The sequence below is a fragment of the Ectopseudomonas toyotomiensis genome, from assembly GCF_900115695.1.
Classification (GTDB): Bacteria; Pseudomonadota; Gammaproteobacteria; order Pseudomonadales; family Pseudomonadaceae; genus Aquipseudomonas; species Aquipseudomonas toyotomiensis.
Map to the genome: position 1 here is coordinate 176891 of NZ_FOXK01000005.1, position 23009 is coordinate 199899.

At 61.6% G+C, this 23009-nt stretch carries 17 protein-coding genes; 4 read left to right on the forward strand and 13 right to left on the reverse strand.

The genetic code is table 11. From position 1 onward, the window contains the following. The first annotated feature begins 27 nt into the window (after positions 1–27). The 4 genes from BM186_RS11825 (at position 28) to BM186_RS11840 (ending at position 2381) form a co-directional block, all read left to right on the forward strand. The gene (locus BM186_RS11825; protein ID WP_074915477.1) at positions 28–795 is read left to right on the forward strand and encodes a substrate-binding periplasmic protein; all 768 of its coding nucleotides are present in this window, start codon (positions 28–30) and stop codon (positions 793–795) included. A 63-nt stretch (positions 796–858) separates the two neighbouring features. Further along, entirely contained in the window at positions 859–1104 is a 246-nt protein-coding gene (locus BM186_RS11830; RefSeq protein WP_017676370.1) for a GlsB/YeaQ/YmgE family stress response membrane protein, read from the forward strand. Positions 1105–1358: 254 nt separating this feature from the next. Next, a complete protein-coding gene (locus BM186_RS11835) occupies positions 1359–1895 on the forward strand; it encodes a DUF3299 domain-containing protein (protein ID WP_074915479.1) in 537 nt (178 codons plus the stop codon). Positions 1896–1913: 18 nt separating this feature from the next. Next, positions 1914–2381 carry an FAD/FMN-containing dehydrogenase gene (locus BM186_RS11840; RefSeq protein ID WP_074915481.1) on the forward strand — a complete coding sequence of 156 codons (468 nt, stop codon included), beginning with the start codon at positions 1914–1916 and terminating at the stop codon, positions 2379–2381. A gap of 823 nt (positions 2382–3204) precedes the next feature. On the opposite strand, the gene BM186_RS26290 is transcribed toward BM186_RS11840, so the two are convergent. From BM186_RS26290 to tssH, 13 genes are all read right to left on the reverse strand, one after another. Next, positions 3205–4026, reverse strand: coding sequence for a hypothetical protein (locus BM186_RS26290; protein WP_139228010.1), 822 nt, complete (start codon positions 4024–4026; stop codon positions 3205–3207). 32 nt (positions 4027–4058) lie between these two features. Beyond that, entirely contained in the window at positions 4059–7196 is a 3138-nt protein-coding gene (locus BM186_RS11845; protein ID WP_074915483.1) for a glycoside hydrolase family 19 protein, read from the reverse strand. A 50-nt stretch (positions 7197–7246) separates the two neighbouring features. Next, positions 7247–9355, reverse strand: coding sequence for a type VI secretion system Vgr family protein (gene tssI / locus BM186_RS11850; RefSeq protein WP_074915485.1), 2109 nt, complete (start codon positions 9353–9355; stop codon positions 7247–7249). A gap of 168 nt (positions 9356–9523) precedes the next feature. Beyond that, on the reverse strand, positions 9524–10498 hold the full coding sequence (locus BM186_RS11860) for a serine/threonine-protein kinase (RefSeq protein WP_174892476.1): 975 nt from the start codon (positions 10496–10498) through the stop codon (positions 9524–9526). Next, complete coding sequence (locus tag BM186_RS11865; RefSeq protein ID WP_017676362.1) at positions 10495–11223, reverse strand: PP2C family protein-serine/threonine phosphatase; 729 nt, start codon at positions 11221–11223, stop codon at positions 10495–10497. The genes BM186_RS11860 and BM186_RS11865 overlap by 4 nt, the downstream gene beginning before the upstream one ends. Then, entirely contained in the window at positions 11223–14762 is a 3540-nt protein-coding gene (tssM, locus tag BM186_RS11870) for a type VI secretion system membrane subunit TssM (protein WP_074915487.1), read from the reverse strand. The genes BM186_RS11865 and tssM overlap by 1 nt, the downstream gene beginning before the upstream one ends. Continuing rightward, complete coding sequence (icmH, locus tag BM186_RS11875; RefSeq protein ID WP_017676360.1) at positions 14759–15640, reverse strand: type IVB secretion system protein IcmH/DotU; 882 nt, start codon at positions 15638–15640, stop codon at positions 14759–14761. The genes tssM and icmH overlap by 4 nt, the downstream gene beginning before the upstream one ends. A gap of 2 nt (positions 15641–15642) precedes the next feature. Further along, a complete protein-coding gene (gene tssK / locus BM186_RS11880; protein WP_021487504.1) occupies positions 15643–16974 on the reverse strand; it encodes a type VI secretion system baseplate subunit TssK in 1332 nt (443 codons plus the stop codon). Then, the gene (tssJ, locus tag BM186_RS11885; RefSeq protein WP_021487503.1) at positions 16971–17453 is read right to left on the reverse strand and encodes a type VI secretion system lipoprotein TssJ; all 483 of its coding nucleotides are present in this window, start codon (positions 17451–17453) and stop codon (positions 16971–16973) included. The genes tssK and tssJ overlap by 4 nt, the downstream gene beginning before the upstream one ends. Before the next feature lie 5 nt (positions 17454–17458). Then, the gene (gene tagH / locus BM186_RS11890; protein ID WP_074915489.1) at positions 17459–18655 is read right to left on the reverse strand and encodes a type VI secretion system-associated FHA domain protein TagH; all 1197 of its coding nucleotides are present in this window, start codon (positions 18653–18655) and stop codon (positions 17459–17461) included. Positions 18656–18675: 20 nt separating this feature from the next. Beyond that, the gene (locus BM186_RS11895; protein ID WP_017676356.1) at positions 18676–18810 is read right to left on the reverse strand and encodes a hypothetical protein; all 135 of its coding nucleotides are present in this window, start codon (positions 18808–18810) and stop codon (positions 18676–18678) included. A 47-nt stretch (positions 18811–18857) separates the two neighbouring features. Further along, positions 18858–20387: a sigma-54-dependent Fis family transcriptional regulator gene (locus tag BM186_RS11900; protein ID WP_074915491.1), complete on the reverse strand. Its 1530-nt coding sequence runs from the start codon at positions 20385–20387 to the stop codon at positions 18858–18860. Between the two features lie 10 nt (positions 20388–20397). Continuing rightward, positions 20398–22998, reverse strand: coding sequence for a type VI secretion system ATPase TssH (gene tssH, locus BM186_RS11905; protein ID WP_074915493.1), 2601 nt, complete (start codon positions 22996–22998; stop codon positions 20398–20400). Positions 22999–23009: the final 11 nt, after the last annotated feature.

The following is a 23009-nucleotide window of genomic DNA, read 5'->3' on the forward strand; positions in this document are numbered from 1 at the left end:
ACGACGGTGGTCGTTCAAGAGCCCCCCATGAAGCGTCTTCTTTCCTTACTGCCTCTACTGTTCACGCTGACCTGCGTTGGCGCGCAAGAGGTGCTGCGCGTCGACTTTCGCGAACGGCCACCGGAGATGCGTGCTGTCGACGGCCTGCCCAGCGGCCCACTGATCAGCGTACTGGAAACGGCCGCACACCGTGTCGGGGTAGAGCTGCAGTGGCGTGAAGCGCCCTTCCTGCGCAGTCTTGACGACCTGCGCTCCGGACGAGTCGACCTGGTACCGCGCGTATTGCTCACTCAACAACGCCGCGAGTACATCCATTTCCTGCCCAGCATCGGCAATCAGCAACTGAACGTTCGCTTCGTCGTGCGCCCGGGGGAAGAGGCCAGACTGAGCCGCTACGAGGATCTGTACGACCTGTCTCTGGGTGTCAAACGCGGTACGGCCTATTTCGAACCTTTCGACAGCGATGACATGCTCGGTCGCGCCTATGCCAGCGACGATGCGCAACTGGCCGCGATGTTCCGGGCTGGGCGCCTGGACACCATCGCAGTGCTCGACGCCGTACCGATGGAGGCGCAATTCCAGGCCATGAACTTTCGCGCCTACAGCTATGCGCACTACGCCCACCAGCAGGTACTGGGCAACCATTTCGGCGCGTCGCTGAAACGCTACCAGAGCGACCGGCGCGAGCTCTACGACCACCTGGGCGCTGAGCTGCAACGCATGCGTGAAGAGGGCGAAGTTGCCCTGATCTACCACCGCTATGGCGTTCTGCCGCCAGACGAGGCGAACCGATAGCCCCATTGACTTGTCCCATGACGGGCCTGCCGCACGAGCGGCACTCATCAAGGAGACACGCCAATGGGCATTATCGGCACCATCTTCATCGGCCTGATCGTCGGGTTGATCGCACGTTTTCTCAAACCTGGCGATGACAGCATGGGCTGGATCATGACCATCCTGCTCGGCATCGGCGGCTCCATCGCCGCTACCTATGGCGGCCAGGCGCTGGGCATCTACCAGGCCGGACAGGCCGCCGGTTTTATCGGCGCAGTGATCGGCGCCATCGTTCTGCTGGTAATCTACGGCGCGATCAAGAAGGGCTGACAAGCCCAGGTCAGGAGCCGAATGCCGTTCACTTAAGGTTGCAAACGCTTGGCTCCCCTCTCCCATTTATGGGAGAGGGGCTGGGGGAGAGGGCTGAAAACACCGCAAAACTGCCAGTTTTCCCCTCTCCCTAACCCTCTCCCCAAAGGGGCGAGGAGACTAATCGCGTCCGACCATTGCTTATGTGAACAGCATTACGGGCAGGAGCCGACTTGTCGGCTCCTCGTTAACGCCGCCACGAGATGCCATACCCCATGCGCCACCTGCTGCTCGCCCTGCTCTTTTTTACCGGCCTGGCCCACGCCGAACTGCCGGAAACCGACTGGCTCGACCTGATGCCACCCGAAGACCGCAAGGCCCTCGAGGAAATGCCCGAGATCAGCCACGACAGTCCTGAAGGCGACAGCACCTTCTACAGCGAGGGCGGCCTGCGCCAGCAGGATCAGGATCTGCCGGCAGTGATGTACTCCGCCAAGACCGTGCCCGAACTCGACGGCAAGGCCATTCGCCTGGGCGGCTACCCGGTACCGCTGGAGAACGACGAGAAAGGCAACAGCACCCTGTTCTTCCTGGTGCCCTATCCGGGCGCCTGCATCCACGTGCCACCACCGCCGCCCAACCAGCTGGTACTGGTGCGCTATCCCAAGGGCATCCCGCTCGAGGACATCTACGCCCCACTGTGGGTCAGTGGCGAGCTGAAGGTGGAGCAGGTCAGCAACGACCTGGCCGACGCCGCCTATGCCATGGAAGCGGGCGAAGTGCGTCTGGTGACCGACGAAGACCTCTACTGATCGCTCTGGAGTCTGCGCATGAAAGCTGCCGCCCTGTTGTTGCTGTGCCTGCTGTCTACCGCCGTACTGGCTCTGGAGCCCGGCGAACGCCTGGCACCCTGGACGCTGCTGGATCAGCATGACGTGCCCTACACCCTGAATGACGAGACCCGCATCCTGCTGGTCGCCCGCGACATGGACGGCGCCAAGCTAGTCAACGCTGCACTGGAAGGCAAACCCAAGGGCTACCTGGACGAGCGCCAGGCGGTCTTCCTCGCCGACATCAGCCGCATGCCCAGCGTCATCGCCACCCTGTTTGCCCTGCCGAAGATGCGCGACTACAACTACCGCATCCTCCTCGACCGCGACGCCCGCATCGCCCCGCGTTATCAGGCTAGCGAAGGTGAAGTGCTGTGGTTGCAGTTGGAGGATGGGAAGTTGGAAGAGCAGAGGGCGTTCAAGGAGGCTGGGGCGTTGACGAATGCGCTGGAGGCGGTAGGTAAATAGCGCTCTTTCAAAAAATATTGAGCAGCTTCCTTTCTTTCAGAAACCTCTTGAGGAATCGTCAATCAGTCTTGATACGCACAAACTTGTTATCAGTGAGTTTAAAGTTACGAATTCGGTTTTTGGCTGGAAGTAAGTTACCACCCACATTCGCCTCCGAATTTGCGACAACACTGGAAATCACTCATAGGTAGCTTTCAGGAAAGACTTTGCGCCATAAACTGTTGCTTGATGCTTTCAGCGTATGCGCTTATTACAGCCACGCAAAACACTAATGCAATCAACAGTAGCTTCCGAAAAACAATTGTTATTGAGTTTACTTTGCACATTTCACAGCATCAGAAACCTTAATAAAATACCACAACCGGGAAACTCATATGAAAACAGGATTGCGATAGAAAACCATCAGCTTGCACAAATATAGCACTCACGCTAATCCGCGTAGTGCTGCTCAAAAGCCAAAGGTTACGACTCTTCTAACTCAGCCGAAGTGTTAAGCAACTGGTGATTCTAAATATCGTAGTACGCCCAGCCGATAGCGCCAGAGCCTTCGACATTAAAACCGAGCGGAGCAGAATCCACTGCTGCTCTGATCATCATCAGTTAGCAAATTTACATTATTTTAGATAAAGGGAAAGCTGCTGCTACGCACCAGCCCAGCATCATAGCCATAGCACTTGCCTTCGATATTTTTTAGCATGCCGGCGGTATGCTTAGTATGTATTGATTGACATTGGCATCAACAAAGCTACGGTATAGAATATAACACACTATAAAATCAACAGGCCTTATTGAAAAGCAAATTTGTCACTTTCAGCGCACTGTACTATTTGCAATATTCAAGACTATCGCATATCACCCATGCCTTTATTTCTTTCCCTTTATTGGTAATATATTTCACCTTATACCAATACCTAGTGCTACTTTCTGTCTCCCTGAAATCAAGAAGCGCGACACTGTCATTTTTTATTAGGTACATTTTAGTTTTTTTGCTTGCATCAGGCCCTCCATATAGCGCAGCCCGATCCGCAATAATTTTACTAAAGATAGGCTTTCTGAGTGTATAGTCCGCATCACTTGAAACCATCATTTTTTCTGTCTCGCCATCAGGTAAATAGATAGTTCTATTTACCTCGTCACAACCTATGCAGCTATCTGAAAGCTCCAAAGCAATTTTATCGCCTGATACCAAATAAACGTCTTCATGCCATTTCGCCTCACTTCGATAGCTGCTGATTAGACGACCATTCTTAATCCGGTAGTTACATATTTGATGCTTAAATCCAGTTATTTCTTTAAGCTCTCCCCCCCCTCCATGGTAGATATATATTTTAGAGCAAATATTAACTACCCCATGCTCAGGGCCAGTTAATATTACTTCTGGATGGCCGTCAGATGTTACATCTTCTATGTATATATTTGAGTAGCCCTCATTAAAGGATTTCAAAAAACTAGCGGGCAATCTTACATCTTTACACTCTGAAAAATCACAGTCTTGGATTGAAAGTAAAGATGATTCTCCAGTGATCTGCAGCTTTAAGTTATTCCTAGTATCTGAGACCTCAGTTTTTCCTTCTGCATAAGCATAGACCCCAACTGAAAGAAGAAGAGAAACAAATAGGGAGCCAGCAGTACATTTAAGCTTCACATTAAAACACTTAAGAAAGCTTTCTATTCTTCTCACTTTAGCCCCCATTCTTTTTTTATTTTTTCAAAAATGGATTTTCTTTCAATCAAACCATTATCGCCGCCATTGACGGCCAACGTCACCAAGGAAACATTATTTTTTTCATGCTCTATTAGCACATTAATATCCCCTTTGGCATCATACTTTTTGTAAACCCCACCATTGTTACGCCAAAACCAGCAGGAAGCATCTATCGCATTAAACATATCAGATGCGATTAAATCTGGATTGGCGACAAAGTCTACGCCTCGATAGTCAGAGTATCTCCCGTAATTATTTTTCCAAGTAAGCTGTATTAGCCCTTTACCCTTATATTTTGGGCCGTCACCAATAGCGGTGTTCCCATTCAATTCCGCCTTCGGGTGCACCCCAGGGTTGTACCCCTCCCCAGAGTCAAACTCAATTGTGGTCTCGAAATGTGCAGATTCATGAAAACATTGGGCCACAAAGTGAGCTTTCTGATAGCCAGTTGTAATCTCATACTTTGACAAAGCCGCATTTAGCATCTTCACAAACTCATGCTTGTCGAACTTATATATACCGGGGTAGTTCTCTTCAAACATTTTAGCAAACCCTCTCGGCCCTCCTCGACCAGTAAACCAGTCGCCAGTTTTACCGAGCATTTTCTCAAGAAATGGAACTGTTATTTCCTCTCCTGCGGAGGTATAAAAGTTACTTGTAAGTCCTATCGGCTGGAAATGCCAAGCCACCCCATCCGCCGCTATCCCTGGTTGCCCTGCAAACTCCTTCCACCAGCTAAGCGTTTTAATCCGCTCCTTCTCGCGTACCCACTGAGGATTCGGATCTTCCGGCGTGTGCTCCATCAGCTTGTCTAGCTGATTCCATTTGCTCTCGTTCCAGAACCATTCACTTTCATGCTGGCTGATCAACAGGGAAAGCTGCTGTGCCAACCAAGGTTTGGCGAGGGCAGCCTTAAATTCCTCTGGAGTGAGCTTGTTATCGCGGACGCCCTTTTCATCGGGCTGATCAATGATCTCGTATAGCTTGCTGAGGATGGGGCCGCGCTCGGCTTCTTCGATCAGTGCCGCGTAGCTTGTAGTTTCCTCTTCCTTGGCGCGCCCGGTGGCGTCGAGGGTTCTTGCCAGGTGGGCGTCCAGCGAGAGAGTGTCTTGCAGGGTGCTGAAGCCTGGCCATTCCCAGGGGGAGTGACGTGTGACGATCAGGTCTTTTTCTGGCGCCCAACCGGAGATGTCGTTGCCTTCCATGTCACCGACGGTGACGTACCACCAGCGTGCTTGTTCAGCGTCGATGGCTTTGCGCTCATCGGGCAAGGCGTCCCAGGAACCCGCGGGCAGTATGCGTACGTAACCACTGGCTTTACCTTCCAGACCGCTATGCAGGGGGAACTCCGTCCAGGCATCGAGCGAGCCGGCTGTATTACTGCGCTGGCCCTGGGCGTTCAGTGCAGATCGTTTGACCCAAAAGGGTTTTCCGACCACAGCACCGATTTTGCGCCATGGATGGGTCGTGGGGATGTTGCCGCTCTCGTAATCGTGAGGGTCGCCCCCTTCGACCGAGTTGGAATACACCTTGAGAAAGTCGACCTGATCCGGCATATCCGCTGCATCAACACCCATTCGGGTTGCCAGGGTTGTCTTCTGCGCAGCGCCTAGCGTGTAGGTAAGCTTTGTCGAGTTATAACTGCCCAGTTCGCTGTTCTTGTCGGCGTTGCAGATGGCGTACTTCTGCACCTTGGCCCAGCAACCGGCCTTGGGGGAGTCGCTGCAGAGGCGCACGTCCACGTTCGCTTCAACCTGGGTATCGGCGGCGGCGGGCTGGGCGATCTTCGAGCCCTTTTCCACCTTGATCAGGGTCTTCTGTTCATCCGGCAGCTTTTCCCCGATAGCACGGCTTTTTTCGATAAAGGCCGGGACGTCCTCACTGGTGAACACTTCCAGGTGCAGGCGTTTCTTGGCTGTGCCTTCGTCTTGGTTCTGGTACTTGCCTATATGCCCTACCAGTTCACCGGCGTTGATCGCGTAAGGCTTGGGCAAAATGTGAACACTGCCTATAACGCTCGGGGCACCGTGCTGAGTTTCGAGTTCATCGAAGTACACATAGCCCTGCGGTTTGCCGTCCGGCCCGTTGGGCAGTACAGGTACGCCCCGATAGTCCATGACCTCCAGCACCTTGCAATAACCGCTTCTCTGTTTCTCGCCCACCTTGAGTGTTGCACCACGCGGCAATACGCCAATGATGGTGCCGGTACGGTTACTTTCGCGGCGCACATTCAAGCCCTGATGGCTGAGGGCAAGCGTAGGTTCGGTGTCCGTTGCTTTATCCGCCACGGTGTTGCCGGTCAGTTCAGGCTCATACACCCAGCCGACAGTATCTGCCGGTAAGGCGGGTATAGCCGAGCCTTCATCGATGCTAAGTAGCCTTTTGTATTGGGACTTTATGCTGTGCGTTTCACCCAGCGTGACTTTACAGCCCTTGGGGAGCAAGGCGAGCACCTCGCTCGTTCCATCCTCGGTCAAAGCACGTATCCGCAAGCCCACAAGTGAATCATTGGTGGTGGACTTGACCGCATAACAGGTCGGCGCGAGGAACTCGGCGGGTTTAGGGGCACTGGTGGCCTGATAGCCGACCCAGTCGAGCAGGTGCATGTACAGACTGTAAAAAGTCAGTCCTTCGCTGGCCGGTGCGGTTTCTGCGACCGCAGCGGCTGGCGAGGCGGTGTTTGTAGGCGTTGCTGCCGTTGTGCTGTCGCTTGTCTCCCCGCTAGGAGCGCTAGGTGTAGGTACAGGCGGCAGCACCAGGTGATGCCTGACCAACACGAAACCCGTTGAATACTTGGCGCCCACCGGCTCTGGCCCCATGCCAGGCTGGCTCGTGGCTGCGTAGGGCGTCTCGGGATACTTGTCATCGATGCGATAGGCAATCACCTCGCCATCGGCAATGCAGCGGATTGCGCTCTGATCGAGCAGTGCGGCGCTACCTGCGTCGAAATGCACGCCACCATGCCAAAGACCATTGGCCCCCATGGGATAGAAGCCATCTTTGGCTTTGGCCAAGGCATCGATATATATCTGCGGATCGCTGACTTCTTTACTGTCTTCGCCGGCGGTCTTGAACGGATAGGCCCAATTGATCGGTTTGTTGTCTGCCATGGTGATAATCCTTATTCACGGGCGTGAAGATGACCCCGTGCTTGTCCCTGTTAACCGGAGAAATTCAGCGTGCGTTTGGGTTTTGCCTTGGGCGTCAGCGCATTACCAACCGCCTGCTCCAACAAACTCCCCGCCTTGTCGCTATCGGCCGCGCCCGGCAGCACGGGCGGTTTGATCTTGAGCCCCGAGCCCTTGCCTGGCGAACCGCCGGCGTTGATCCTGGCCAGCGGGCCGGAGATGGTGATGCCGCCGGGGTCGAGTTTGATAAAGCTGCCGCCGGCCTTGATGGTCAGTTCGATGCCGGCTTCGATGACCATTTTCTGTCCGGCCTTGAGGTGGATCTCGCGGCCGGCCTTGGTCAGTTGTGCGGTGCCGAGTTTGATGTGCTGGTCGGTGCCCACCGTCAGGTGATCCTGCGGTTTGACTTCGACCTTGCGGTCGGCGATGACGGTGAGGTGTTCCTCAGCCATCAGCTCGGTGTAGCTGTTCTTCTCCACGGTGTCGTGGCGCTCGTTACCGACACGGATCTTCTGGTCGTGCTCGATGTTTTCGTCCCAGTCGCGCTGGGCATGCACGTAGATCTGCTCGGCGCCCTTGCGATCCTCGATGCGCAGTTCGTTGTAGCCGCCACCGCCGGGGCTGCTCAGGGTTTTGAACACGCTGCGGGTCTTGTTTGCCGGCAGGTCGTAGGGCACGACGTGTTCGGCGTGGTACAGACAGCCGGTGACCAGGGGCTGATCAGGGTCGCCTTCGAGGAAGGTGACCAGCACTTCCATGCCGATGCGCGGGATGGTGATGGCGCCGTAGCGGTCACCGGCCCAGCTGGAACTGACGCGTAGCCAGCAACTGGTTTTCTCGTCGGCCTGACCTTCGCGATCCCAGAAGAACTGGACTTTCACCCGGCCATATTCGTCGCAGTGAATTTCTTCGCCGGTAGGTCCCGTGACCACGGCGGTCTGGCTGCCCAGTACCTTGGGTTTGGGGTGTTCCAGCGGCGGGCGGTAGGGCACGGCCCAGGGGGTGGCGAGGAAGCGGTTGCGGTAGCCTTGGGTGAAGTCATCACCATCTTTTGTCGAGGGCTGCGCTTTGCCAGTCATGTTGTGCAGCAGTGTGTTCAGAGCCTTGCCAAGCATTGAATCACTGGTGACCGACTCCTCCAGCACCTGCGGCTGTTTGCCTTCGTGCAGCACTTCGGTGAGCAGCCAGAGGTCGTTCCACTCGCTTTGCGGGTGTTCGGAGATTTCCAGCAGGTGGCCGCTGACCAGGCGCGGCTGGTCGCTCTTGCCTTCGAGTTGCTGGTAGTCGGCGCGGTGGCGTTCCAGGGCGCGTTTGGCCAGGTGCTTGCCGCGCGTGCGGTCGGTGTAGCGGCCAGGGTAGTCGTAGTCTTCCAGGGTCGGCAGGCTGTCGTTTTCACCGGCCTTCTCGCCCTGGTAGGTGGCCTCCAGCAGCAGGCGCGGTTGTTCGAAGTCGTAGTCGCGGCGAGTGGTGTTGCGCGTGCGGGTTTCCAGGCGCAGGGCCAGGCGCTTGATCACCGGGTCGTCGGCGGTCATGCCGCTGTCCTGGATATAGGGTGTGGGCTGGCCAAGCTTGGCGAAGGCGGTCTGGTCGTCGCCGAAGGTCAGCACGTGGCCGCTTTCGCTGTGCTGGAAGTGGTAGTGGATGCCTTCTTCTTCGCACAGGCGCTGGATGAAGTGCAGGTCGCTCTCGTCGTACTGCACGCAGTAGTCGCGCTCGGGGTAGACGGTAGGGCCGAGCTGGAACTGGTAGCCGCCTTCGACAATGCCGTGCTCTTCGAGCACCTGAGCGACGATCTGCGGCACCGTCAGGTGCTGGAAGATGCGCTGGTTGGTGCGGTGCGTGAGGTAGGCAAGCTGCGGCACGATGGCCAGGCGGTAGCGGGTCAGGCGCTTGCCGGATTCGCCCTGCTCGACCCGGTGGATCAGCCCATGGATACCGTCGCCATTGGGGCTGAAGGCGAGGAACGCACGCTGGTGCAGCAGGCTCGTCAGGTCGAGATCCGGGCGCTCGCTGATCAGCTCGACGTCGAAGCGATAGGGCTGGCTGATGGCCTCACGACCGCTGAATTCGAGCACCTGCAGGTCGTGCTCGACGCCCTCGATGCTCAGGCTGAAATGGGTTTCGTTGGCCGGGTTGAACATGTGCGTATCCTTTCGATTGAGTCCTTTTCAGGCCGTTGAAAAACTACCTGCGTTGGCAATACTGCGTTAAAAACGGCCTCAAAATGCTCATTTACAGCACGTAAACTCCGCTTTTTCGGCCGTTTTCGCCTTGTCTTGCCTGCCTCGCCTACGTTTTTCAACAGCCTGTTATGCCTTCTTGCCCAGCCAGCGGCGCAAACGCGAAGCCGGTGGCCGGCAAAACGCATCGAGTAGCTCGCTGCAGCCGATCTGCCGCTGGCTTTCCTCAAAGGCCAGCGCAGTGCGCAGGGCCTGCCAGCAGTGCAGCGGAACCTGCGCCGGGCGTTGCAGTTGCCTGTCCAGTTCCATGCTCCTGGCCTGCTTTGCACTGAGCCGACGGAACGGGTGTTGTCCGCTGGCCAGCTCGACCAGCACACAAGCCACCGCATAAACGTCGGCAGCAGCCGACAGCGCGGCGCCTTCGAGCAGCTCCAGCGCGGCGTAACGCGGTGTCCAAGCGGCAATACGGTTGCGACACAGGCGTGGCAGACCAGGCAGCAAGCCCTCCACAGGCTGGCCCAGACCATAATCGAACAGGCGCAGGCCGTCGTCGGCCAACATCACATTGCTGGGCTTCAGGTCACCGTGCAGCACACCCAGTTCGTGGGAATAGGCGAGGGCGTCGAGCAGGGGGATGGCGATATCGCGCAGTTCCTCCCAGGGCAGCCCCTCCGGGCGTTCGCAGAGCAACTGATCCAGGGTCAGGCCGCGCATCAGCTCCAGGGTGATGAAGGCGCGCTCGCAGGCAGTGTCCACTTCGAAGCCGAACAGGCGCACCACATGCCGGTGGTTGAGCCGCGAGGTGAGGGCGAACTCGCTGTAGAGCAGTGCGTTGGCGTCCGGGTACTCGGCGAAGTCGTCGCTGAGAGTCTTCAGCGCGACATAGGGCTCGGGGTCGCCGAACTGTTCGCGCAGCAGATCGCGCGCGCGATATACCGCCCCCATGCCTCCAACGCCGAGCAGGCGCTCGATCTTGTAGCGCCCACCAAGCACATCGGGCAGCTCGCCCGGCGCCTGGCGCGGCGTTTCGCGCACAGGTTCCTTGGCCGCGGTGGCGGCCAGGGCGAAGTAGGTGAGGTCGCTGGCTTCGGCGGCTTCGATCATTGGCGGATCACCACGGCACTGAGGTTGTCACGGGCCGGGCCGTCGAGCACACGCTGGAACAGGCGCTCCACGGCCAGGTGCGGTGAGGGCAGGTTGAGGCAGGCACCCAGCTCGTCGGCGGAAACGCCCTGATAGAGGCCGTCACTGCACAGCAGGAAGACATCGCCAGGCAGCACGTCGAGTTCGAGGATGTCCAGTTGCAGGGTTTCGCTGGCGCCGATGGCACGGGTCAGGGCATGCGCCGCCGGATGGCGCGCGGCCTCCTGCGGCGTCAGGCCCTGCTCGTCGATCAGTTGCTGCACCAGTGAATGGTCGCGACTGAGCTGATACAGCCGCGCGCCGCGCCACAGGTAGCAGCGGCTGTCACCGGCCCAGACGCAGGCGGCGCGGTCCTCCTCGAGCAACAGGGCGACTACGGTGCTGCCGATCACCGTGTCCGGGCGATCGGCGGTGACGGTCAGCTCCTGGCCGAGCCGATGGTTGAGCCGGTGCAGCGCCTGGCGCAACTCCACCAGCCGCTGGGCGAGGCTGCCTTCCGGCAGCTCGGCCAGATGCTCGACGATCAGACGGCTGGCCAGGGCACCGTTCTGATGCCCGCCCATACCGTCGGCCACCACCCACAGGCCCTGCTCGGGCAGGGCCAGGAAGGCGTCCTCGTTGCGCGCGCGCACCTTGCCGGTGTCGGTGCGCGCGGCGCTGCGCCAGGCGCTGGCGACTGCAGTCATCAGAGCGTCGCCGGCAGCTTGAAGCTGCGCAGCAGGCCGATGTCGAACGGGTTCGGCGAGCGCTGACTGTGCAGCAGGTAGTTGGCGTGCAGACCGCCCAGGTTGGCCTTGAGGATCAGCACGTCTCGACCGCTGTGGTAGTCCACGTCCATCAGGTCGAGCAGGCGGAACAGCGACCAGGGACCGGTGTTCTTCTCGATGCCGACGCGACGACCGCCAAGCTCTTCGACCACCAGGCTGGTGCGATCCTCCTCGCTCGCCGCTGGCCAGCGGAAAGACGTGGCAACGATCGGGCCGTGGCGGTATTCCAGCTGCTGCTTGCCGAAGCGGAAGTCGGCGCGACTCAGGCTGGAGTCCAGCGAGTAGGGCTCGAGCTTGAACAGCACCTGCGGCTCAGCCGGGTTCTCGGCGAAGAAGCTGCGGCGGATCACCTGGGCGCGACTCATCTGCAGGAGGAACTCGCGCGACAGCGGCAGGCCGCGGCCATCGACTCGGCGCAGGCGGTATTCGTCGGCGCTGCCACTGACGAAGGGGCGCAGGTACTGGTCGAAGAAGCGCTCGGCGATGCCCTGCGCCTTGAAGAACTCGCGGAAGTCAGCCACCGCCACGTCGCTTTCGCTGTGCGCGGTGAAGGGGTAACGCTGTTTCAGCGAGTTGTCGTAGGCGGCGTATAGCTCGCTCTGGTAGCGCTGGTTGAGGAAGTGGTAGGCGTCATTGAGCACCAGCGTCCAGCTGTCCTCGGCCAATAGCGCCAACCAGTTGCCAATGGGCTGCGGCAGGCGCGCGGCGGCAGTGCGTACCTGGTTGATCGCATCACGCTTGCCGCCCATGCGTGCCTTGGCCATCTCGAATGCAGCCTGGTCGCTGGCGCCGGCATTGGCCAGGCTGGCCAACTGGCGTTGCAGCTCGTCCAGAGCCTGCAGGCTGGCCGCCAGGTCGACACCGGCACCGCCGCTATCGTCGAGTAGCTTGTGCAAGCTCTCGAAGCGGCGTTCCAGCGTCTTGCGCGCCGTATCCGGGGTGTTCTTGGCCAGCGCCTGCTGCGCCTGTTCAGCGGCGGCACTGGCCAGCTTGGCAGCTTTGCCCAACTTGCCCTTGGCGCCTTCCAGCGCTTCGGCGGCGGCACCAGCATCATCAGCTGCCTCAGCCAGCCCCTTGAAGCGGGTGTTGTCACGCACTTCCACCAGCAACTGCAGCAGCGGCGAGTTGGCAGCGGTCAGGCCGTTAAGCAGGGCAGCACCGCGACCGGCACTACCGATCGGTTCCAGGCCAAGCTGAGCGATGGCCTCGCCCCAATAGTTGCCGTAATCGCGGAAGTACAGTTGCTCCAGCTCCACCATCAGGCGACCCAGGTCCCCTGCGCTGAGGGTTTCGCCTTCGCCCAGCACCCAGTTGTCACGCAGAATCTCGCGCACCAGATTGCCGCCCTGAGCGGTGAAAGTCTTGCTGTAGCCGTTCTGGGTGTAGAAGCCGGGAATGGCGTAGTCGCTGCCACTGATCAGCCCACCCTGCGGGCCAAGTTTCTGGCTCAGACGGTACTCCGGCAGATTGCGCGCCTGTTCCCGCAGCATGCGGTAGACCACGTTGGCCAGCGACTCGCTGCGCAGCACCTGACGTGCCTGGGCAACCAGCTGGGCGTTGAGCGCGTAAGGCGCGAAGGGCTCATCGAGCAGACGCGCGAAATGGGTATTGAGACCATGCTGCGCCGGGCTGTTGCCGGCATATCGCAGAGACCAGTCGGCGGCGACCCATTCCTTGAGGAAGTCGGCATCGCGACGTTCTTCCAGGTTGAGCATCAGGTAGGCACGCAGGCTACCGAGCAGACGCTCGCGGTCGCTGAGGTTGGCGCGGATCTGTGCTTCCAGTTGACGGGCCACGCGCGGCAGCAGCAGGTTTTCCAACTCGGCGCGATAGGTCGAATACACCGGAGGATTGACGGCCTCACCCTGGAACAGGCCGGTACGCTGTAGGTAGGACACCTCGCCCTTGGGCGGGAACACCAGGGTCGCGGCGTAGCTGCTGTCCAGCGCCTTGAGGGTTTGCAGGGCATCGTCCTGCGCATTGATCGAACCATGCTCGCGGGTAAGCTTCTGGGCGATCTCGCGCAGCTCTTCCAGTCGGCCGTGGTTGGCCGAGAAGCCGCTGGCCCAGAGCACACCGAACAGCGCCAGCACGGCGAAGGCGGTGGCGTACATGGCACGCTGACCCCAGTCGATGCGACGCACCTCCTTCTGGTCCAGGCCGGCCAATTCGGCCTCGGGGAAGATCACCCGGCTGAGCAGATGATTGATGAACCGTGCACGACCGCTACGGAAGGTCGGCAGGGCGCTGTCGGCCAGGCCGAGGTTGCGGCCGATGCCGGCGGTCAGCGGGTCGAGCTGTTCGTTCAACTGCGGTGCACTGGTCAGGTAAAAGCCGCGCAACTTGCTGGCCCGCTGGTAGCGGTTGCCGGCGAAGGCCAGTTCGATGAACAGACACAGGCGCTCGCCGATCTGGCCGAGCTGGTGTGGGAAGTCGAGGATGCGGCCACGGCGCTGGGTGTCGCGCTCCTGGTGCATGCGCAGGATCACCTGGCTGTTGAGGCGGCGCAGCAGTTCTTCGAACTCCTGGCGTACGACGCCCACATCGCTGGCGTTCTGCTCCTTGCGGAAGCTGGCGCCGAGCACCTGCTCGCTTTCTTCGCGTGACAGCTGGTCGAAGAACTCGTCGAAGCCCAGCACCTTGTCAGCCTTGCTCAGCACCAGATAGACCGGCACATCGGCGCCCAGGCGCTGGTGGATCTCGTGCAGGCGCTGGCGGGTCTGACGGGCCAGAGTTTCCAGCTCCACTTCGCTACCGCCCTGCAACTGCTCGACCGGAATGCTCACCAGCACACCATTGAGCGGGCGCGCACGGCGCTGGCGCAGCAAGCCCAACAAGGTGCCCCAGGCGCGGCCGTCGACCTGCGCGTCAGGCTGGGTCAGGTAGCGCCCGGCAGTATCGATCAGCACCGCATGGTCGGCGAAGTACCAGTCGGCGTAGCGGGTGCCGGAAACGTCCTTGGTCAGGCGCTGGCTCTCGCCGCGGTTGAGCGGGAAGTCCAGGCCGGAGAAATCCAGCAGGCTGGTCTTGCCACTGCCCTGCGGGCCGAGCAGCAGGTACCAGGGCAGGTCGTTGCGCCACTTCTCGCTGCGCCCGCGGTACAGACTGGAGCGCTTGAGGGTGCGCAGGGCGTCCTTGAAGCGATGACGCAGTTCGTTCTGCTCTTCGCTGATCTGCTCCTCGCGACGCAGGCGCTCCTGGGCGTCGGCGTCACTTTCCTCGGCCTTCTTGCGCGCGGTGGCGCGCCAGCTGGCGAATACCATGCCCAGGCCCCAGAGCAGGAACAGCAGGCTGATGGTCAGCAGACGGCTGGTGGCCGACTCCCAGAACTTGTAGTCACTGACGGCCAGCAGCGGGCCGACGAACCACACCAGCAACGCGAGAATCAGAACCAGCAGCAGGCTCCAGACCCAGGTCTTGCGGAAAAAGGCGCCAAGTTTGGCGAAGAAGCTCTTCATTTCACGTCATCCATGCTGACACCCGAGGCCGGGTCGAGTTGCTGATACGGCTTGAGCACTGTGTCGCGCTGCTCGCCCAATACCCAGGCGAAGCCGCCATACATCATCACCAGGCACATCAGGGTGAACAGCGCTACCAACCACCAGGGCACGATGCGCACCAGGCGTCGGCGGGTGTCCTTGAGGCCCTGCCAATGCGGCGAGACTTCACGCGGCACATCGCCGCGCAACTGGCGGATCTGTCGGTAGAGGCTGTCGCGCACCGCTTCCAGTTCGAGCATGCCGCGCTGCAGCACGCGGTACTTACCCTCGAAACCGAGCGACAGGCACAGGTACATCAGTTCCAGCATCGGCAGGTGCTTGACCGGGTTGCGCGACAGGCGCTCGAGCAGCTGGAAGAACTTCTCGCCACCGAAGGTCTCGTTGTGGAACGAGGACAACAGGCTCATCTGCGACCACTGGCTCTCGTTGCCCCAGGGCGTGGTCACCACCGCTTCGTCGACCACGGTGCACAGCACGTAGCGTGCGGCCATCACCTGGCTGCTTTCGGCGCCATCGTGCAGAGCACGGTGCTCGAACAGCTTGATCTCGCGGGTCAGGCGCTGGTTGAGCGCATCCATGTCCTCGCTTTCGAAGCTGTGCTTGAGCCGCACCACTTCCGAGAGCAGCGTGGAGGCTGCCGCCACCAGCGGGTTGAGGCTGATGTTGAAGCTCTCCGCCGGACGCAGGCGCGCGGCGAAGATCATGCGCTCCTCAAGCTGCTCGAATTTCGGTGGCGCGCTGAAATCGGTCAGCGGGCTTTCGGCGCGGGCTTCGCCCTTGCGGTTGAGGATGACCGTCTTGTCATCCTGGCCGTATTCCATTTCCTTGGTTGTCATGGTCAGTTCCTGATCGCCCAGAATTTCAGCTCAAGCCCGGTGAATTCGCCGGACACGTGGAAGGCGAAGCCGCCGGAGCGTTCCAGCTGCGCCAGTTCCTCGGAGCTGAGCTCCAAGGCGAAGTAGGTCTTGCCCGAATGGAAGGGGATCTGCCGCGGCGCCACTGGCAGCGGTTTGACCTTGATCCCCGGCAGGTGCAGGTTGACCAGTTGGCGGATGCGCTCCACCGGGCCAACCTTGAGGTGCGCGGGCAGGCGCTGGCGCAGCTCTTCGGAATCGCACTGGGCGCTGGCGGCGAGGACGAAGCTGGAGGTGCCGAGCAGCTTGTGGTCGTGCAGCGGCGACACCTGGATGCCGTACTGGCGCTGCTGCAGGAGCATCTCGATGGCGTGCTGCTCGAGCACCATCGACAACACCTGGCGAATCGCATCCATCAGCTTGCGGAAACTCATGCCCTGGTCGCTGTGCAGATAGCGGCCTTCCAGGCGCGGACGCTTGGTCTCGCTGGAAAAGGTGGCCAGCTCTCCGAGCAGGCCGACCAGTTCGCGGTAGATCTGCTCCGGGTGCACCTGTTCGACGCCCAGGTGGTGGCGCAGGATCGGTTCGTAGCGGTTGATCAGCTGCAGCATCATGAAGTCGCCAACCTCGGCGCCGCCGACCTTGCCGGTGGCGCGGATACGCTCGGCGAGTATGTCGCCACGGTGAGCGAGCATGCTGATCACTTCCTTGAGGCAGCTCAGCAAGTAGCCGGAGGCCTGGAAATTGACATAGGTGGGGCTGAATTCCGGGTCGAGGCTGATCACCCCGTCCGGTGTGGTGTCCAACACTTCGCACAGCTTCATCTTCACGTAGCCCTGGTCGCTCTGCTGCTCGCCAAGCAGCAGGCGGAAGTCCGGGCGACCGGTGCTGACCTGGCTGACGCTGCTGTCGCCGGCGTTGCAGTCGGCTACTTCCTCGTCGAAGGCGACGTAGCGCGCCAGCACGTCGCGCTGGTCCGGGCGACGGCTCTCGATGTGGTTACCGGTGACCAGCGGCAGCGCCAGGTAGACGGGGGTGTTGCCAGTGTTCGGCGGTACGTCCAGGCCCAACGGCTCGCGCTCGGCACCGAGGTCGAACAGACTGCCGTCAGGCAGCACCCCACTGGCCTTGCTCACCACCAGCTTGCCCATGTTGAGAAACTGGCGGTCGATCTCCAGTTCGAAGAACCCCCAGGCGTAGCTGTCCAGTTTCTGCGTACGCACCTTGAGCTGGTGATCGAAGTAGCGATCGTTCTGCTGGAAATGCTGTGGTCGCAGCAGCATGCCTTCTTGCCAGACGACTTTATGCTGGCTCATCGGTTGCGCTCCTGCTCGTCATCCAGGTTGCGAATACCGCGCTCGTCGAGCCGCAGGTTGGCTGCGTTGCGTTGCTGCTCGTCAATGGCAATGACGTAGCGCCAGCTGGCTTCCGGCAGGTCGCGATAGGCGGCGAGCACGCCGACATAGCGGCTGCCCTCCTGCACCGATACTTTCAGTTCGCGGGTTTCGCCCGGGCGCAGCTCCAGTTCTTCCTGGGTCACCAGGTCCGGCGCCAGCGCTTCTTTCGGACGCTGGTAGAGGGAGAAGAAATCGGCATTCTCGAAAGCCACCGGGTGCTTGAGCTCCATCAGGCGGATCACGATAGGCGAAGGACGACCGTTGAGGTCCGGGTTGAGCTGGTCGCTGCCGGCCAGGCTCAGGTCCAGCTTGGTCATGGTCGAGTAAGGCGACATCGCGGCGCAGCCGGCGAGAGTCAGGAGTGCGGCGCATAGGGCCAGGGAAAGCAGACGAGGCATGGTGTTCATCCTTGAAGGTCGGTATTGAGGGTGGCGATCAGGCGAACCTGCTCTTCGTAGGCACTGGCAAAATCACGGGCGAACAGACGATCGCTCCAGTCATCGTTCTGCGCCAGCGCCGCATGCAGGCGACGATAGGCACGCCAGCGGCCGCCATCGGTCGGCAGCAAAGGCTTGCGACCGTTACGCTCGAAACGCAGGGTCAGTTGCTCCGGGGCAAACTGTTCGAACATGCCCTGAACGGCTGCACGGCTGGCGGCGAGCAGTGCCACTTGGTGCGCCTGCAGGTCGCGGAAGCTGCGATTGATGGCCTGCTCGGCCGGCAGTTGGCCGGGCTTGCCGCCACGCAGCAGGGTGCTCAGGGTTTCGCTGGTGTCCAGGCCATGTTTGAGCGGGTTGTTGCCGGCGCTCTGCACGGTGGTAAGAGCCAGGCGCAGTTCATTCTTCAGCTCGCTGCGGGTACGCAAGGCCTGCTGCAGGCTGCCAACACTCTGCCGGAGCAGCTTGGCGGCGTTTAGCGCCAGCGCCTCGCGGGCATCGTCGTCGAGGTCGTCGAGGCGCACGCCGAGGGCATCGGCGAACTTCTCCCAGAAAGTCGGCGGCAGGCGCTCGGGCTCCGGGGCGGCTTTCGGCTGCGGCGCGGGCGTCGGCATCACTAACTCGGGCACCAGCAGGTTTTCCTCGTCGATCTGCGCGTAATCGCGCTGCTGCGCCTGGGCCGTACTTGGGCGCAGTACGGCAGTCAGATCGTCCACTTCGGCGTAGACGCGCTCCTGCTGTTCCAGGGCGGTGATCGGGTCGAGGTCGAGGAAGGCGTCATCGGGGATGATGCTCCCAGCGGCCTGCGGCAGACCGATATCACCCTCGAACATGGCCGGGTCACGCACCAGGCGCGCACGGATCTCGAAGTCTCCCAGGCAGTACACGCTGCCATGCTCGATGCGCTGCGGACTGCCCTTGGCCAGACTGGCGCCACTGTCCTTGAGCTGGATACCGTTGCTGCTGGTGTCGGTCAGGTAGAAGGCGCCATCGCGATAGCTCACTTCTGCATGCCGACTGGACAGGATGCGCTTGCGATCCGGGATCACCCAGTCGCACTCGTCGGCTCGACCGATCACGCCGCCGGCCTGCTTGAATGTCTTGGTGGTCAACAGACCTGGCACGAACTGCTGCGCGCTGACCACATCGAATACCAGTTCCATGGTGAACCTACTCCTTGCGGTCAGTGGCCGCGTTTCTCGGCTTGCGGGTCGCCCAGCGGGCGGTATTGGTCGTCGCTGAACTTGTAGTTGCCTGTGCAGCCGGCCAGGGCAATGGCCAGCGCGAGCAGGGCGGCGGTCCGATAGCGATGCAGCATGGAATGCGCTCCTTGGGTGGAAGTGAATGAAAGATGGGCAGGCATGCTCAGACCTCGCTCGGGCTGATCTTCAGCCGTTGCATGCGGTACAGCAGGGTGCGCCGTGGCAGACCCAGCTCGTTGGCGGCGTTGGTCTGGTTGCCGCGGTTCTTGCGCAGGCAGTCGAGCAGCAGGTTGCGTTCGAGCCGGTCCATGCGCTCGCGCAGGCTCAGCGGCGCGCTATCGGGGTGTTGCGTCTGCTCCAGGTTGAAATGCTCGGGCAGCAGCTCGCCACCTTCGCACAGCAGCACGGCGCGCTCGACCAGGCCCTTGAGTTCGCGCACGTTGCCGGGGAAGGCGTAGCCGGCCAGGTGCTCCAGGGCGGCGTCGCTCCAGCGGCAGGCATCGCGCTGCAGCAGGCCGCTGGCGGTGCTGGCGAAGTGGCGGGCGAGCAGCAGGATGTCCTCACCCCGCTCGCGCAGAGCCGGTAACTCGATGGGGAAATGCGATAGGCGGTAGAACAGGTCTTCGCGGAACCGTCCTTCCTCGACACGCTTGCGCAGTTCCTGGTGGGTGGCGGCGACGATGCGTACGTCGACCTTGTGCGTCTCGCTGCAGCCCAGCGGTCGCACTTCGCCTTCCTGCAGCACGCGCAATAACTTGGCTTGCAGCGTCAGCGGCATATCGCCGATCTCGTCGAGGAACAGCGTGCCGCCGTCAGCGGCGTCGAACAGGCCGGGCTTGTCACGGTCGGCACCGGTAAAGGCACCCTTGCGATAGCCGAACAGTTCGCTCTCCAGCAGGTTCTCCGGCAGCGCCGCACAGTTCTGCACGATGAACGCTTTGCTGCGCCGCGCGCCGCAATCGTGGATGGCGCGGGCAACCAGTTCCTTGCCGGTACCGGTCTCGCCAGTGAGCAGCACACTGACCGGGCTGTGCAGCACCTTGCCAATCAGCTGGTAGACACGGCGCATGGCCTGACTCTGACCGAGCAAACCGTAGCCGCTGGCACAGGGCGTGCCTGGAACAGACGAGACGCTTGCAGCACTGGCGGCACCGTCGACAGCCGGTGCACGTAGACGCTGCAACAGCTGCAGCTGAGCCAAGGCGAAACTGCCAAGCTGGGCGAAAGAGGCGGCAAAGCCCTGCAGGATTCGCCGCTCATGGCTGGCCACCAGCAGCAGACCACGAGTACGACCAACGCCGTCATGCAGCGGCAGGCACAGCAAGCTGCGCCAGGCACGGCTACCTTCCGGCAAACAGGCGATGCTGTGCAGGCCGCTGTCGAGTTCGTCGATACACAGCACCTGGTTCTGGCACAGGCAGTACTGCAGCAGCTGTTCGCCGTCGTAGTCACTGGGCAGGCTGGCTGACTCGCGCGGTTGCAGCAGGCCGTCGAGCCACTCGGCCGAGAGGGTCAGGCGGGTATTGGTGTGGTCCAGCAGATACAGCTGGCCCAGCGCACAGTCGGCAAGTTCGGCCGTGGCACGCACCAGGTTGGCGAGCAGGCGCTCACTGCTGGCAGCGCCGGCCAGTTCGGCATAGCGGCCAAGCAGGGCTTCGGCGTAGCGAAGCGGTTGCGGAACTTCGGCGAACATCGGCGGCACCTCAGGCGAACTCGCAGGTCACGGCCGCATCGCCATCCAGCGTGGCGTGCACACGTTGCAGGCTTTCGCCAGCGGCCATGGCATCGAGCAGGCGATCGACCACCAGTGGCTGCAGGTGCTGGTCGATCAGGTGATCGATCAGGCGAGCGCCGCTTTCGCCATGGGTGCAGCGCTCGGCCAGGTGCTCGACCAGACCGTCGCAGTGACTGAAGGCGAGCTGACGACGGGCCAGGCGCTCGCCGAAACGGGCCAGCTTGAGGCCGACCAGCTGGCGCAGCAGTTCGCTGTCCATCGGGTAGTAAGGCACCACGCGCATACGGCCGAGCAGGGCCGGCTTGAAGTGCTGGCTCAGCTGCGGGCGGATGGCCAGCTCCAGGTCCTCGGCGGCCGGGCGCTCGCCGCCGGCACAGAGGCTGGCGATGCGTTCACTGGCCAGGTTGCTGGTCATCAGGATCAGGGTGTTACGGAAGTTGATCTCGCGCCCTTCGCCGTCGTTGGCCACGCCCTTGTCGAAGATCTGGTAGAAGACGTTCATCACGTCCGGGTCGGCCTTCTCCACCTCGTCGAGGAGAATCACCGAATAAGGCTTCTGCCGCACCGCTTCAGTGAGCATGCCGCCTTCGCCATAACCGACGTAGCCGGGCGGCGCGCCGATCAGCCGCGAGACGGTGTGTTTTTCCTGGAACTCGGACATGTTGATCACGGTGAGGAAGCGCTCACCGCCGTACAGCAGGTCGGCCAGGGCCAGGGCGGTCTCGGTCTTGCCGACGCCGCTGGGGCCGACCAGGAGGAACACACCCACTGGGGCATCGGCCCGGTTGAGGCCGGCGGCGGTGGCACGCATGGCCTTGTCCAGCGCCTGGATCGCCTGCTCCTGGCCGCGTACACGCTGGCGCAGGTCGTCGGCGAAGGTGATGACCTTGGTGTTGTGCTCACGGGCCAGCTGGCTCAGCGGCACGCCCGTCCAATGGCTGATCACTTCGGCCACCAGGCGCGGGCAGACCTCGAAGCTGACCAGGCGCTCGCTGGCCTGGGCGGCGGCCAGCTCGGCCTGGATGGCGCGCAGTTCGGCTTCCAGCTCTTCCAGGCTCGGGCGGGGTTCGTCGCTGGCCTCTTCATCGTTACCCAGACGCGCGGCGGCGCATTGCTTGCGCTGCTCCAGCAGGCGTTCGGCCAGCTCGCGCTGCACGGCCCAGCGGGTTTCCACCTGCTCCAGCTCGGCGCGGGCAGCGACCAGGCGGCTTTCCAGGGTATCCAGGGTTTCGCCGTCGATAGCCAGGCCGGCGTCCAGGTCACGGCGCATGGCCTCACCCTGGCGCTCGCCCTCGGCAATCTCGCCGCGCAGGCGCTCCAGCGCCTCGGGCGCAGCAGCCAGGCTGATGCGCACACGGGCGCAGGCGGTGTCGAGCACATCCACGGCTTTGTCCGGTAGCTGACGGCCAGCCAGGTAGCGCGCCGACAGCTCGGCGGCGGCGACCACCGCGTCGTCGCGCAGGTAGATGCCGTGGCTCTTTTCATACACCGGCGCCAGGCCGCGAAGAATGGTCACCGCCTCGTCGACGGTCGGCTCATGCAGTTGCACCGGCTGGAAGCGACGGGCCAGCGCCGGGTCCTTCTCGAAGTACTTCTTGTATTCGCTCCAAGTGGTGGCGGCGATGGTGCGCAGCTCGCCACGTGCCAGCGCCGGCTTGAGCAGGTTGGCGGCGTCGCCGCTGCCGGCCTGGCCACCAGCGCCGATCAAGGTGTGGGCCTCGTCGATGAACAGGATGATCGGCTTGGGCGAGGCCTTGACCTCGTCGATCACGCCCTGCAGGCGGCGCTCGAACTCGCCCTTGACGCTGGCGCCGGCCTGCAGCAGGCCGAGGTCCAGGCACAGCAGCTCGACGCCCTTGAGCACCTGCGGCACCTCGCCGGTGGCGATGCGCAGGGCCAGGCCCTCGACGATGGCGGTCTTGCCCACGCCGGCCTCGCCGACCACGATGGGGTTGTTCTTGCGCCGGCGGGCGAGGATATCGACCATCTGGCGGATCGCGCCGTCGCGGCACAGCACCGGGTCGAGCTTGCCGTCGCGGGCCTGCTGGGTGAAGTTGTGGGTAAAGCGCGCCAGGTTGGATTCACCACCGGCTGCCGGCCTGCCACCTGCGGCCTGCGGCTGCTGGCTGAGGGCGAAGTCGCGCAGACGCTCGGCATTGAGCTTGCTCAGCAGCGTCTGATAACGGCTGCCGGCGTAGCGCATGGGGTTGCGCAGCAGGGCGAGGATCAGCGCGGCCTGGTCGATCTGGCTGGCGCCCAGCTCCAGGTTGGCCACCAACAGGGCGTCCTGCAGCCACTGCACCAGTTCGGCAGAAAATACGGGGTTGCGCGACTCGCTGTGCTCGCCGCGCGGCTGCAGCGCCTGGGCCAGCTCGCCGGCATCGATCTCGGCATCCTGCAGGGCACGCGCCAGCAGGCTTTCCGGGCGCTCGAGCAGGCCCAACAGCAGGTCTTCGACGAGGATCTTGTTGCCGCCGCGTACCACGCAGCGTTCGGCGGCCATCTCCAGGTCGCGCTTGCTCGCGGCGTCCAGGGCTTGAACCAGTTGTTGCAGGTCGACGTTGATCATTTCATCTGTCC

What these genes read in the sequence shown, in the direction of transcription:
- BM186_RS11825 (WP_074915477.1), top strand. Translation starts at nt 28, where the DNA reads ATGAAGCGTCTTCTTTCCTTACTGCCTCTACTGTTCACGCTGACCTGC.
- BM186_RS11830 (WP_017676370.1), top strand. Translation starts at nt 859, where the DNA reads ATGGGCATTATCGGCACCATCTTCATCGGCCTGATCGTCGGGTTGATC.
- BM186_RS11835 (WP_074915479.1), top strand. Translation starts at nt 1,359, where the DNA reads ATGCGCCACCTGCTGCTCGCCCTGCTCTTTTTTACCGGCCTGGCCCAC.
- BM186_RS11840 (WP_074915481.1), top strand. Translation starts at nt 1,914, where the DNA reads ATGAAAGCTGCCGCCCTGTTGTTGCTGTGCCTGCTGTCTACCGCCGTA.
- BM186_RS11845 (WP_074915483.1), bottom strand. Translation starts at nt 7,196, where the DNA reads ATGGCAGACAACAAACCGATCAATTGGGCCTATCCGTTCAAGACCGCC.
- tssI (WP_074915485.1), bottom strand. Translation starts at nt 9,355, where the DNA reads ATGTTCAACCCGGCCAACGAAACCCATTTCAGCCTGAGCATCGAGGGC.
- BM186_RS11860 (WP_174892476.1), bottom strand. Translation starts at nt 10,498, where the DNA reads ATGATCGAAGCCGCCGAAGCCAGCGACCTCACCTACTTCGCCCTGGCC.
- BM186_RS11865 (WP_017676362.1), bottom strand. Translation starts at nt 11,223, where the DNA reads ATGACTGCAGTCGCCAGCGCCTGGCGCAGCGCCGCGCGCACCGACACC.
- tssM (WP_074915487.1), bottom strand. Translation starts at nt 14,762, where the DNA reads ATGAAGAGCTTCTTCGCCAAACTTGGCGCCTTTTTCCGCAAGACCTGG.
- icmH (WP_017676360.1), bottom strand. Translation starts at nt 15,640, where the DNA reads ATGACAACCAAGGAAATGGAATACGGCCAGGATGACAAGACGGTCATC.
- tssK (WP_021487504.1), bottom strand. Translation starts at nt 16,974, where the DNA reads ATGAGCCAGCATAAAGTCGTCTGGCAAGAAGGCATGCTGCTGCGACCA.
- tssJ (WP_021487503.1), bottom strand. Translation starts at nt 17,453, where the DNA reads ATGCCTCGTCTGCTTTCCCTGGCCCTATGCGCCGCACTCCTGACTCTC.
- tagH (WP_074915489.1), bottom strand. Translation starts at nt 18,655, where the DNA reads ATGGAACTGGTATTCGATGTGGTCAGCGCGCAGCAGTTCGTGCCAGGT.
- BM186_RS11895 (WP_017676356.1), bottom strand. Translation starts at nt 18,810, where the DNA reads ATGCTGCATCGCTATCGGACCGCCGCCCTGCTCGCGCTGGCCATTGCC.
- BM186_RS11900 (WP_074915491.1), bottom strand. Translation starts at nt 20,387, where the DNA reads ATGTTCGCCGAAGTTCCGCAACCGCTTCGCTACGCCGAAGCCCTGCTT.
- tssH (WP_074915493.1), bottom strand. Translation starts at nt 22,998, where the DNA reads ATGATCAACGTCGACCTGCAACAACTGGTTCAAGCCCTGGACGCCGCG.